This is a genomic window from Mesobacillus jeotgali (assembly GCF_002874535.1).
Classification (GTDB): domain Bacteria; phylum Bacillota; class Bacilli; order Bacillales; family Cytobacillaceae; genus Mesobacillus; species Mesobacillus jeotgali.
Genome location: NZ_CP025025.1, coordinates 4,151,996 through 4,164,115, shown reverse-complemented (window position 1 = coordinate 4,164,115; position 12,120 = coordinate 4,151,996). Strand labels below are relative to the sequence as shown.

11 protein-coding genes are annotated in these 12,120 nt (G+C 41.2%); 7 read left to right on the top strand and 4 right to left on the bottom strand.

What is annotated here, in order from left to right; all coding sequences use genetic code 11:
• Positions 1-207 precede the first annotated feature (207 nt).
• Both CD004_RS20845 and CD004_RS20840 read left to right on the top strand, forming a co-directional pair.
• Positions 208-909, top strand: coding sequence for an N-acetylmuramoyl-L-alanine amidase (locus CD004_RS20845; protein WP_102264516.1), 702 nt, complete (start codon positions 208-210; stop codon positions 907-909).
• Positions 910-1,124: 215 nt separating this feature from the next.
• A complete protein-coding gene (locus CD004_RS20840; protein WP_102264515.1) occupies positions 1,125-2,342 on the top strand; it encodes an N-acetylmuramoyl-L-alanine amidase family protein in 1,218 nt (405 codons plus the stop codon).
• A 72-nt stretch (positions 2,343-2,414) separates the two neighbouring features.
• On the opposite strand, the gene CD004_RS20835 is transcribed toward CD004_RS20840, so the two are convergent.
• Both CD004_RS20835 and CD004_RS20830 read right to left on the bottom strand, forming a co-directional pair.
• Positions 2,415-3,062, bottom strand: a complete 648-nt coding sequence (locus tag CD004_RS20835; RefSeq protein ID WP_407657639.1) for a class D sortase — start codon at positions 3,060-3,062, stop codon at positions 2,415-2,417.
• Entirely contained in the window at positions 3,055-4,251 is a 1,197-nt protein-coding gene (locus CD004_RS20830) for a processed acidic surface protein (RefSeq protein ID WP_158651614.1), read from the bottom strand. The genes CD004_RS20835 and CD004_RS20830 overlap by 8 nt, the downstream gene beginning before the upstream one ends.
• 383 nt (positions 4,252-4,634) lie before the next feature.
• On the opposite strand from CD004_RS20830, the gene CD004_RS20825 reads away from it, so the two are divergent.
• Positions 4,635-4,901, top strand: a complete 267-nt coding sequence (locus CD004_RS20825; RefSeq protein ID WP_102264513.1) for an IDEAL domain-containing protein — start codon at positions 4,635-4,637, stop codon at positions 4,899-4,901.
• A 109-nt stretch (positions 4,902-5,010) separates the two neighbouring features.
• Here the strand turns inward: CD004_RS20825 and CD004_RS20820 are convergent, their stop codons facing one another.
• Positions 5,011-5,502, bottom strand: a complete 492-nt coding sequence (locus CD004_RS20820) for a sigma-70 family RNA polymerase sigma factor (RefSeq protein WP_102264512.1) — start codon at positions 5,500-5,502, stop codon at positions 5,011-5,013.
• A gap of 669 nt (positions 5,503-6,171) precedes the next feature.
• Here CD004_RS20820 and CD004_RS20815 point away from each other — a divergent pair.
• From CD004_RS20815 to CD004_RS20795, 4 genes are all read left to right on the top strand, one after another.
• Positions 6,172-6,726, top strand: a complete 555-nt coding sequence (locus CD004_RS20815) for a competence protein ComK (RefSeq protein WP_102264511.1) — start codon at positions 6,172-6,174, stop codon at positions 6,724-6,726.
• A 175-nt stretch (positions 6,727-6,901) separates the two neighbouring features.
• Entirely contained in the window at positions 6,902-7,450 is a 549-nt protein-coding gene (locus CD004_RS20810) for a glycerol-3-phosphate responsive antiterminator (RefSeq protein WP_102264510.1), read from the top strand.
• A gap of 341 nt (positions 7,451-7,791) precedes the next feature.
• Positions 7,792-9,282, top strand: coding sequence for a glycerol kinase GlpK (glpK, locus tag CD004_RS20800; protein WP_102264508.1), 1,491 nt, complete (start codon positions 7,792-7,794; stop codon positions 9,280-9,282).
• A 215-nt stretch (positions 9,283-9,497) separates the two neighbouring features.
• Positions 9,498-11,150 carry a glycerol-3-phosphate dehydrogenase/oxidase gene (locus tag CD004_RS20795; RefSeq protein ID WP_102264507.1) on the top strand — a complete coding sequence of 551 codons (1,653 nt, stop codon included), beginning with the start codon at positions 9,498-9,500 and terminating at the stop codon, positions 11,148-11,150.
• Here CD004_RS20795 and CD004_RS20790 read toward each other — a convergent pair.
• Positions 11,134-12,012: a glycerophosphodiester phosphodiesterase gene (locus CD004_RS20790; protein WP_102264506.1), complete on the bottom strand. Its 879-nt coding sequence runs from the start codon at positions 12,010-12,012 to the stop codon at positions 11,134-11,136. The two genes, CD004_RS20795 and CD004_RS20790, sit on opposite strands and share 17 nt — an antisense overlap.
• Positions 12,013-12,120 lie beyond the last annotated feature (108 nt).

Sequence of the window (12,120 nt, the reverse complement as noted above, 5' to 3'; positions counted from 1 at the left end):
TCCCCGACTGCAAGGAAGAATTGATTTATGAAAAATCCGGCCTTTGGGATTTTTCTTTATTCTTCCCCGCGGAAAGCGAAGCGACTGGAACGAAAATCAACAGCCTAGTTTAAAAGAGCCTAGCAAAAAGAACTATCCATATAGAAGGGGTTTTAGGTAATTGAATCGAATTAATATTTAGATTAATAGAATATCTGGGGGAAAAAGATGAATAAGAGGTTAGTTTTGGTGGTCCTCAGCTTTATGATATTTATAATTGGTGGATGCTCTGAGGGTCTTCATGAAGAGGCTGTTGCCAGAGCCGATGTAAAAGAATCGGAGGAAAGTCTTATTATTGAGAAACAGATTCCTCTGATCAAAGACTTTATGCCAGATATGAATTTTGTGCCAAGAAGCAATGTAAGTACTCACGTGGTATTGCACTTTATCAGCAATGCTGCCAATAATCCAGAGAATCCTTATGAGTATGAGGATATCCGGAAAATCTTCATTGATTACGATGTTTCTCCGCATTATATGATCGACCGTGAGGGGAAAATCTACTTTTTAATGCCGGAAAGCAGGGCGGCACGTCATTCAGGGAAAGGTGAACTTTCTGCATTCTCCGAGTATAAAGATCACTTGAACAAGTATTCCATCGGCATCGAGTTATTAGCTGTCGGCACAGAGGCTGAAATGAAGTCGATGATGTCGGCTGATCATTATAAAAAAATACCCCGAGAACATATTGGATACACAGAAGAACAATATAAAGCCCTTAATCTTTTGCTAGAAGATATCCTGGCAAGAAATAAGGAAATTAAAAGGGACAGGATACATATTATCGGGCATGATGAATATGCACCGGAACGAAAAACAGATCCAGGAAGTTTATTTGATTGGGATAGAATAATGTTGGAAGGAGAGTGACCTTATAAAAAGGGTTACTCTTTTTTGTCTATGTAAAAATTATCTACCTATTCTTATACCCCTTCTCTTTTCTGCGAAACATTATTCAGAAAATCATTTTTGTTAATTTTTACCACCTTTTATATTCGGGTCTTTTTACCCTCTTTCTCTTTCCATAAATGGCTTATAGTGGTAGTGTCCTTAAAAAAAGACAAATTTAGACAAAAGGTGGGAAAATGTTGAAAGTCGCTTCTTTTGGTAAATTGCTTCTGAGTTTTTTGGTCCTTTTATCATTTTCATTATCTTTCTATGCCGATCGTACAGAGGCTGCCTATAGCTTCCAGGCTAAGGTTAACGCTGATGTGCTCAATGTCCGTTCACAGCCGGGCACAGCCTATTCAATAGTAGGGAAACTCAAGCAAGGTCAGGTTGTAACTGTGTATGAACAGAAAAACGGCTGGTCAAGGATTTCTTATGGCTCATTGAAGGGCTGGGTTGCTTCCCAGTATATCAATGCGACAACCTGGACGGGTTACGTAACAGCTACTAACCTGAATTTCCGAAGTGCTCCTGGCGGCAGTATTTTAGGTTCCTTGCCAAAAGGAACTGCAGTCAAAGTCTACGGGACAGATGGATCTTGGCTGAAAGTATATGCATCCACTCTCAATAAAACGGGATGGGTCTGGAATTCCTATATCACCAAGCAGAAGCCTGCAGCGACAGTGACAAAGGTAGTTTTAAAAGTGAATACCAACATTCGCAAAGGCCCAAGTACGTCATATCCAATCTTGTATACAGAAAAAGCAGGAACGTTCATGGAGAAGCTTGGTGTGAGCAACGGATGGGTAAAAGTAAAGAGTCCGAGTGGCGTCATCGGCTGGGTGTATGGACCGCTCGTCCGTGACCCGAATACTGTTTTAAAGGGAAAGGTTATCGTGCTTGACCCAGGCCATGGAGGCTATGACAGTGGCACAAGGGGAAGAACCTATCTGGAGAAAACGTTGACGCTGAGAACGGCTTTGGCACTTAAACCTCTGTTGGAAAATGCGGGGGCGAAAGTTATTCTAACAAGAAGCTCCGACACCTATTTAAGCCTGACACAACGGGTAAATATCAGCAATAATCATAAAGCTCATGCGTTCTTAAGTCTCCACTATAATGCTTATTCTTCAACAAGCAGTGGAGTCATGACGTTCTATTATAGCAGCTCTAAGGATGCACCGCTGGCTGGCTCGATCCAAAGTTCTTTGGCAGCCTCAACCCAGCTGCGGAATATGGGTTCCAAGTACGGCAATTACCACGTAGTTCGTGAAAATAAACAGCCAGCTGCACTAGTGGAACTTGGCTTCCTGTCCAACCCGACAGAGGAAAAGCTCGTAGCTACAACAACGTACCAAAAGAAAGCAGCAAAAGGGATTTACAACGGTTTATTTCGTTACTTCCTGACAAGATAGCGGGATGCACATAAAAGACCTTATATTTTATAAGCTGTAAAAAACCTGAGCAGATTAGATTTCGCTCAGGTTTTATTCTTGTTCATTAGCTTCAATTAAATCGGCAACCAGAATATATCTTTCCGGAGCGTCCCCAATGAAATCAAAAGGATAACAGGTGGTTACGGTCAGAGTCGCTCTAGGTTTTGGAACGATCACCGTTCTATCATCCGCATCAACAATACGGACTTTCCTTACCTTGTATGTGAATTCTCCTGCATCTGTCGAGACAACCAGCAAATCTCCCTTCCCAACTTCACCAAGTTTGCGAAAAACGGTATCACGGTGGCCTGAAAGAACAGAATTATCCTTTTCCCCAGGAAGCACGCTGCCAGAGAAGTGTCCCACTCCTTTTTCGAGTTCATCCTCATCAGTACCATGGTAGATTGGCAAATTGGCACTAAGTTTAGGAATGGAGAGATTGCCAATCATTTCCCCTTTTTCCGGTCTTTTAGAATAGAGGCTGGTTTTAGCGCTTTGCAATTTTTTATCTGCTGTCTTAACAGGCTTATCAGCAAAGGCAACCTCTGTTTTCGGTTCACCAGTTTTAAAGAGCCAATAGCCCTTCATGAATTTATAAGCATTTGTTCCGCTGAACCAGAAACCCAATGCAATGATGACAACGGATAGGGAAAGAAGAACCAGCTTTCCGGTTCTTCTTTCTTTGAAATATTTATGCACGTTTAACTTTCACTTTCCTGAATACAAAAGCTCCTAGAAGGACCATCGCTAGTCCTGTCATTGTATTTTGCATGTAATCTGAAGCAGTATTAGGCAGTTTGCCGCCTTTAACAGTTTTTGCTGGTGCTTTCTTCTCTGCTTTTGCCACGTCTTCAGCTGCTTTCTTGACTCCTTCAGCTGCATCAGTTGTATCTTCCAGGTTTTCTCCGGTTTCCTCAATAAATTCCGAGTCGAACATTTCCTTTGTGATGACCATGTCAGCTAAAAGGTCACCATTAGTAGAAAATATTTTTATCATTAAGTCGGCTCCATTGGTAGAATCCATTTGCATAAGGGAAGCAAATGAAACAGGAGTAGTTACTCCGTCCTTAACCAGATAGTATTCTACTTTTAGGTCCAACAAAGTAAGCATGCCATCCCAAATGTCAATGAATTCGGCAATGTCTTCAGCAGAAAGTTCAGATGCGCTGTCAAACTCAGGGAAATCCATTAATCTAGTACCGTATTCCTCCAGCGCCGTGAAAAATTGTTCTGGATCAAGGTCAGGATTTTCCATAATATAAATGAGATGATTAGCAAGATTATTGGCTTCTTTAAGCGAGAGACCGAAAGAATCCAAAGTGTTGATCAGGTCATCTTTAGCGTCCATAAAGTAATGTTCAGCAATAGCAAATTCAAGGTCTTCAACATATTCATAGTTCTCGATTGAATCATCATAGGAATTTAGGAAAGCTTCCAATTCTTCGATTGATCCAAATTCATAAGTCTCAAGAAGCGTTTGCAGGTTTTCGTCAGTAATCGGTGTTAGTTCTTCAGTGTAGAGCCAGTCAGACATACTGAAGTATAAATCTTCATAAAAAATGAATTGATCCAATGTTGCTGCATTTTCCTCAAGCAGTTGATTGAATTCTTCCTCAGTCAATTCAAACTCTGCAAGCAATTCTTGTAAATTCTCATCGTCTAACACAGGTCCAAGATACTCTATTAATTCATCCAAAGTTTCAAACTCTTCTAGAGTGTAATCATGCCAGTCTGTCAGATAGGCGATGAAATCCTCCTCTGACAGACCAATTTTCTGGAGATAATCCTGGAACTCTTGATCCTGTGGATCGACCGCGGCAAAAGCAGAAATTGGAAGCAGGCCCACTGTCAATGTGAAAGCCAAAATAAAAGATAAAACGCGCTTCAAGTAATTCTTCCTCCTACAATTCAAATATATTACAAAAGAATTATATAACCTTTCCGAAAATCCAGATAGTGGTTATTTTTGTAAAAATATAACTTTTTTATAGGTAAAACTATTGACAAATATATTTAATTGTTTTTTTAAAAATATCTATAGCAAAATGGAACAGTAAGCACTACTAACTACAACTAGCTTAATACTAGAATAATTAACCGTCCTATGACATAAAAGCATTAATATCAAGTGATACAACAAGATTGTCCCTTGTTTAAATATCTTTCTTTCGATCTTTGCGATTTATTGAAAATCTCTCAAAAAAGTTATATTCCTGTAAAATCGGGTAAATAGTAACTAACACATAACCCAAAAAAAGGCAGGGATAATTCATGAAAAACGATAAGAACTCTAACTTCTATAAGCAAAATGTAGACGTAAATATGTTCATGAACACTATACATGATTCTGACAATACAGAACTGATTTTAACTCGTAAAAAAACTAGGTATACAGATGGAGCAAACAAAATCATCCAGAAGGTCCAGAATGAATTCCTGGAACGGAGAAGAGCAGAAGAAATCGATTTGGCATTGAAAAACAAGGACAAAGGAAGATTCATGGATTTGACTTCAGAAAACTGGAAGGATGCTTTATAGAGTGAAAGTTATGAATCGGATATTGCGAATATAAAAAGCCTGAAACCAAGATTGTATTACCCGGTTTCAGGCTTTTTTTGGCTGGATGGCATTGCTCGTGAAAAGCCTCTTAATCTATAACCTCTATCAATTGCTCCTTGAGCTTCTTTTTAGCGCTGCTCCTCCATTGTTTGACTGCTGATACTGAGACATTTTCCTTTTGAGCTATTTGTCTGACGGATAGGAAATCAACGCAGGTGTAAATGACCCACTTTGTTTCTTTCTCGGTGAGACCCTCGCAGTAGCTCATCAGAAACTCAAGTTCGAGCGGATATTCGGCATTTGGCTCTTCAACACCTTCCCAATATTCTTCTTTCGGATAGACACTCCGTTCTTCAAGGCGATTATTCCGATTCATCTCATTCAAAATTTGTCCCTTTATATACGAATAAGCATAATTGGTAAAATCACCTTTCTCTGGATCAAAGGCTTCTGCCGCCTCCCAAAGCCCTACAACCCCTGTATGGAAGTAGTCTTCCTTGTTTTTATAAATATTGAGGGAGGAGATAATCTTGTGGATCATTGGCTCATATTGTCTAGATAACTGTTCAAAGTTTTCCACTTTGCAGTCCTTTCGAGATCGCGCGCATTCCGTTTTATTCCCGGGTAGCTAAAACATACTGTGAAACAAGAGAGTGCACCAATCTCGAAAATTCAATTTTGGAGGTCAAAATGGCTAAAAAACAAACAAAAAGGCTTGAAAATTAAATTTTCAAGACCTATTAAAAGAGAATGCCTATATTAGTAACGAATATTTGAATGATGAATTGTGAAATTTTTTAGACAATGATTGATAAATTTTTTTCTTGTTAAATAGAAAGTAGTTACTACCATTGAAGTAGGAGTAACCCTGTTAGTTCTTGCGATTAATTCCGTATATAACAAAAAAACGGACCTGAATAGCAGGTCCGTTAAAAAATATATTATACTAATAAAATTTAATTTTAGCAATATTCCATAAGAACTAAGTGTTAGGCATCATTAAAAATTCAGATTTACATTTAAATGTCATTATTAATATAATAATACCTATAGGGGTTCTGATCCAACACCGCGCTCAATTACACAAGCAGCCCTGTTTAAACAGACAGGAGGTTAAGATGCGAAGAAAATTGAAAAATCCCCGGGAATAAAGTCGTAGCGGACAAATCCCGAGGACAAAGTGTGTTGGGTATACCAACTATGTTAGTATACTCTTTTTGTCAGATAAAGCAATACATAGGAGGATTCAATGGTGAACCTATTAAGTGATTACACGATTAATCAGGAAACAGTGTTGCTGACAGGAGAATACAATGAAAATGGAAAGCTGTGTACAAGAGTAATAGAAGGGGAAGACACATTTCTCGTCGATATGAAACCAATTGAAGTCATTAATAAAACATTGCTTGGCTTGGGTTCTAATTTCAATGCTGGACGAAAAAGCTCCAGGGAGATCCTCGGCGATATTTATATGTGCCCTATTAAAATTAACTGCAATCTGGGCATCTGGTTATTTCCAACCAAATCTTACAATGATGACTTTTGCGTTTGGTTTTCCCTTTCACATGTTAAAAAAGCAAAAGCTCTCGGAATTCGTAAGACTGAAGTCTATTTAAGCTTCAATCATACTTTTGTGATTAACATGAAGGAATCTAAGTTCAACCAAAGAAAACATGCTGCGAAAGAACTGCGCGATGAAATGATGAAAAACTCCCAGGGCATTCTGACTTTTTTCGTCGAGCCTAAAAAAGGCTTAAGGATACGTGAGGGTGAAGGTCGAAACAGGTACAGAATCCGTAAATAGTATGTTAGAGGCATCCATTATTGGATGTCTCTTTTTGTTAGATTTGTAATGATAGGGAGATCAGCTAACATCGGTAGCAGCCCGATAGAAAAATAGCCACACTGGCTCGTCAGTATTGATATTTCTTCTATATCCCACTATCATGATTAACAAACGAATTTAAAGGATGGAAAATATGAACCAAAAGATTCTCCCGGCGTCTTCGAATATGAAGGATTTTGAGCGCTTTTTGAAAAGTCCTTATGAGATAGGGATATTCCTCGAAATGCATATCGCACAGCTGAAGCATGTGAGTTCGATGGCAGAGGCGCATGGCAAGAAAATGCTTTACCATATGGATATGATCCATGGAATCAAAAGCGATGATTATTCAACAGAGTTCATCTGTCAGGAATATAAGCCGTTTGGCCTGATTTCGACTAAGACGGGCGTGATTTTAAAAGCAAAGCAGAAGGGTGTCATAGCGGTTCAGAGGGTATTTTTGCTAGATTCGCATGCGCTTGAAAAGAGCTACAAACTCCTTGGAAAAACACAGCCAGATTATATTGAAGTCCTGCCTGGCGTCGTCCCCCAGCTGATAACAGAAGTGAAGGATAGGCTTGGGATTCCGTTGTTTGCGGGAGGTTTTATCAGGAGTATTGAAGATGTGGAGAATGCACTGGGTGCCGGTGCTAAAGCAGTCACAACATCAAAAAAAGAGATTTGGAATCACTTTTCCAAATAGTATTGAACAGGCTTAAACTGTTGTCAGTGTTTATATCTAAATAATTTAACATTGTAGTGAGAAATTCATACGGAAATGCCTGCACTTATAAGGGCAGGCCTGTAGTGTATCTCCCTTTTTTTGCATTTTATAATTTTACTTGGAGTTGTATCTTAAAAGCTCTTTTCACGGGTGTAATCACAGCGACTTTTTGGCTGGTAGTTGGTATAGTAGCAGTAGTCCTGGCATTAGCTTATACAGTAGGAAAAAAACAGGCAGGACAGTTTGATACATCTAAAGTTGGCGCGTTAAGATAACGATAAATTGAAAGCGGTTAAGTTGACAAGGGGAGGAATTATTTTATGGAAAAGTACATTCTATCTTTAGACCAGGGAACGACAAGCTCAAGGGCGATTCTTTTCGACAAAGCAGGGAAGGTCGTTCATGTTTCGCAAAAGGAATTCACACAGCATTTTCCGAAGCCAGGCTGGGTAGAGCATAATGCGAATGAAATTTGGGGCTCCGTACTGGCTGTCATCGCAGGAGTTTTATCAGAATCAAATGTTAAGCCAGAGCAAATAGCGGGAATAGGGATTACGAACCAGCGTGAAACTACGGTTGTATGGGATAAAGAAACAGGAATTCCTGTTTATAATGCAATTGTTTGGCAATCACGGCAGACAAGCGGAATTTGTGATGAATTGAAGGAAAAAGGCTACAATGACCTTTTCCGTGATAAAACTGGATTGCTGATCGATGCTTATTTTTCCGGAACGAAAGTGAAATGGATCCTTGACAATGTAGAGGGCGCGAGACAAAAAGCGGAGGAAGGCAAGCTGTTATTCGGAACGATTGACACTTGGCTCATCTGGAAGCTTTCTGGCGGAAGTGCCCATGTTACGGACTATAGCAATGCTTCGCGCACGCTTATGTTCAATATATATGACCTGAAGTGGGATGAGGAACTCCTTGAAATTCTCGGAGTACCGGCTTCCATGCTTCCAGAGGTCAAACCATCTTCAGAGATTTACGCAAATACTGTTACGCACCATTTCTTCGGCCATGAGATTCCGGTTGCCGGTGCAGCGGGTGACCAGCAGGCGGCATTGTTCGGACAGGCGTGCTTTGAGGAAGGCATGGCGAAGAACACCTATGGCACAGGCTGCTTCATGCTGATGAACACTGGTGAAAAAGCGGTTAAATCAGAGAACGGCCTATTGACTACACTTGCATGGGGACTGGATGGCAAGGTTGAGTATGCTCTTGAGGGAAGCATTTTCGTTGCCGGATCGGCCATCCAATGGCTGCGTGACGGATTGAGAATGCTGAAGAGCGCGAAGGACAGCGAAGATTATGCAACAAAGGTTGAATCAACTGATGGAGTCTATGTTGTTCCTGCGTTCGTCGGCCTGGGAACACCTTATTGGGACAGCGACGTCAGAGGCGCGGTTTTCGGCCTGACTCGCGGAACAAGCAAGGAGCACTTCGTTCGTGCAACGCTTGAATCGCTAGCTTACCAGACGAAGGATGTTCTGTCAGCAATGGAAGCTGATTCAGGAATCGAGCTTAAGACCCTTCGCGTAGACGGCGGTGCAGTCATGAACAACTTCCTGATGAACTTCCAGAGTGACCTTTTAAATGTTCCAGTTGAAAGACCGGTAGTAAACGAAACAACTGCTTTGGGTGCAGCCTATCTTGCAGGCCTTGCGGTTGGCTATTGGGAAAGCCAGGAGGAAATTGCGTCACAGTGGGCAATCGACTCTTCATTTGAACCTAAGATGTCAGATGAAAACCGGGACCAGCTTTACGGCGGCTGGAAAAAAGCTGTTAACGCCGCAATGGCTTTTAAATAAAGGGTTCTTTTCTCAAACATTGTTGTTATTAGGATTTTAACAATGATCTTACATAACAAGAGTTCAAAATTCAGACATTTCATTTTATCGTGAAATTTGATACAATATTTACAAGTTAATAAATCGGCAGGAGATCTGGAGAGACCGCGAAGCATTACCGTCCATTAGGTAATGTTTTACGTGGTCTCTTTTCCTGTTTCAGGGAGGGAAACACCATGTTCACGAATAGAAAACGCAAGGAGATTATCTCCAATCTAAAAAATAATAAATTTGATTTACTTGTAATCGGCGGCGGTATCACAGGTGCGGGAATTGCTCTTGATGCGACGACAAGAGGTTTAAGCACAGCAGTATTGGAAATGCAGGATTTCGCGGCGGGCACGTCCAGCCGTTCTACAAAGCTCGTTCACGGAGGCCTCCGTTATTTGAAGCAGCTGGATGTGAAGGTCGTAGCTGAAGTAGGAAAGGAAAGAGCGATTGTTTACGAAAATGGACCGCATGTAACGACTCCGGAATGGATGCTGCTGCCTTTCCACAAGGGCGGGACGTTCGGCAGCTTTACGACTTCGATTGGACTGCGCGTATATGACTTTTTGGCAGGTGTAAAAAAGAGCGAACGAAGAACGATGTTTTCCAAGGATGAAACATTGCGAAGAGAGCCGCTCATTAAAAAAGACGGCTTAAAGGGCGGAGGCTATTACGTTGAGTACCGCACTGATGATGCGAGACTGACGATCGAGGTCATGAAGGCGGCAGTGGAAAAGGGCACAACCGCTTTGAACTATTCCAAGGTCGAGGATCTTCTTTATGAAAACGGCAGGATTGTTGGTGTCATAGTTGAAGATCAACTTTCAGGCAAAAAATACGAGGTATATGCGAAGAAAATCATCAATGCCACTGGACCCTGGGTTGATAACATTCGTGAAAAAGACGGCTCCAAAAAAGGCAAGAGTCTGATTTTATCAAAAGGCGTCCACATTGTGATCGACCAGTCCCGATTCCCGCTAAAGCAAGCTGTATATTTCGATACACCTGATAAAAGAATGGTGTTCGCGATTCCGCGAAACGGCAAAGCGTATGTAGGCACGACAGATACATTTTATGACGAGGATAAGGCCAATCCTAAGATGACAAGAGCTGATATGGATTATTTGATCAATGCCATCAACTACATGTTCCCAGAGGTGAAAGCGAAGCCGGAGGATGTCGAGTCAAGCTGGGCTGGAATTCGTCCGCTGATTCACGAAGAAGGCAAGGGACCATCAGAGATTTCCCGTAAAGATGAAATCTGGGAATCTGATTCAGGATTGATTACGATTGCCGGCGGTAAACTGACAGGTTACCGCAAAATGGCGGAAACGATTGTCGACCTTATAGCCGGAAAATTTGAGTCAGAGGAAGGTAGGAAACTCATGCCTAGCCAAACGAAGCATTTGCCGATTTCCGGAGGAGACTTTGGCGGATCAGATAAGTTCCCGCAGTTTGTCGAAGCAGCCGCACAGCAGGGAGTAAAAGCTGGTCTATCAATAGAGGAAGCGAGGCAAATTGCAGCCTTTTACGGCTCGAACGCTCCAACTGTCTTTGGCTTAGTCAGCGCGAGAAAAGCAGACGCTGAAAAATTTAATTTGCCACTCGTCACCTTTGCGAAATTGGTATACGGAATTGAACACGAGCTCACCGCCACGCTTGTTGATTTCTATTTTAGACGAACAGGGGATTTGCTGTTTGATATCGCCTCCGTCCATCAGACAAAGAAAGCTGTCAGCCGTTATATGGCAGAATGCTTTAACTGGTCAGAAGCTGAAAAAGCTAGATATGAAGCTGAGCTTGATGAGGAAATACAACAAGCGACTACTCCGGTTGTTTAAACTTGAGACCTCCTTTTGATAGGAGGTTTTTTCTTTTAACCTTTTCAGGATAATCCGTAAACACTCCATCTGCTCCCATCTCAACAGCACGTTGAATCGCTTTATCAGTATTTACAGTGAAAAGATGAACCGCAAGACCGTGACTATGGGCTTTTTTAATATATTCCTCATCGACCATATCAAAGTTCGCTCCTATCCCTGCTGCATATTTTTCTAGTGAACGTAACTCCCTCGTTGTCATTTTCGCCTGTTCCTTATATCTGTAAAGCTGAATCAGTGGAATTCCGGGTGCAAGCCGGTGAATCTTTTTCAGGCTTTTACTGTAAAAAGATTGAAGGATTACTTTCGAATCAGAACCGATGATTGAGTATTCTCTTAGCAAATTGATTAACTTGTTTTCCATTCCTGTTGATTTAGTTTCAATGTAATAATTTACGGTTGTTCCGTACCGCTGAAAAATTTCCTCAAGTGTTGGAATCTCCAAATCTTCATAGGAAGGTTCAGCGGATTGCGGGTTTTGTTTATTGAACCATGAACCAGCATCCAGGGCTTTAATTTCCTTCAATGTCATCAGGCTTGCTCGCCCCGACCCATTCGTTGTCCGGTCTACCTCCAAATCATGCAAAGCGATTAATTCCCCGTCTTTTGTCATTTGCAGGTCAATCTCAATATAGTCTGCACCTGAAGAGACAGCCAAATCGTAAGCAGACATAGTATGTTCGGGAGCATGACCGGACGCCCCTCTATGGGCGATGGTCACGAAATCACCGGTAAAAACAAAGGCTGGTGCCGCTCCTCTTCCTTGGCAACTTGCAAAAAATAGCGCTAACAAACAGAAACTAATAATTAACGAGTTCCTCATAAGTCCCTCTCTTTTTTCCGGAATTTAACATACTGCCAATCTTGAAAACATATAATCTCAATATATATTATTCAATGGCTTGGAATTTTAAAATCGACAAGTTAATAA

Excerpts from the sequence above, each read along its gene's own strand:
- CD004_RS20845 (WP_102264516.1), top strand. The coding sequence starts at position 208 with ATGAATAAGAGGTTAGTTTTGGTGGTCCTCAGCTTTATGATATTTATA.
- CD004_RS20840 (WP_102264515.1), top strand. The coding sequence starts at position 1,125 with ATGTTGAAAGTCGCTTCTTTTGGTAAATTGCTTCTGAGTTTTTTGGTC.
- CD004_RS20825 (WP_102264513.1), top strand. The coding sequence starts at position 4,635 with ATGAAAAACGATAAGAACTCTAACTTCTATAAGCAAAATGTAGACGTA.
- CD004_RS20815 (WP_102264511.1), top strand. The coding sequence starts at position 6,172 with ATGGTGAACCTATTAAGTGATTACACGATTAATCAGGAAACAGTGTTG.
- CD004_RS20810 (WP_102264510.1), top strand. The coding sequence starts at position 6,902 with ATGAACCAAAAGATTCTCCCGGCGTCTTCGAATATGAAGGATTTTGAG.
- glpK (WP_102264508.1), top strand. The coding sequence starts at position 7,792 with ATGGAAAAGTACATTCTATCTTTAGACCAGGGAACGACAAGCTCAAGG.
- CD004_RS20795 (WP_102264507.1), top strand. The coding sequence starts at position 9,498 with ATGTTCACGAATAGAAAACGCAAGGAGATTATCTCCAATCTAAAAAAT.
- CD004_RS20790 (WP_102264506.1), bottom strand. The coding sequence starts at position 12,012 with ATGAGGAACTCGTTAATTATTAGTTTCTGTTTGTTAGCGCTATTTTTT.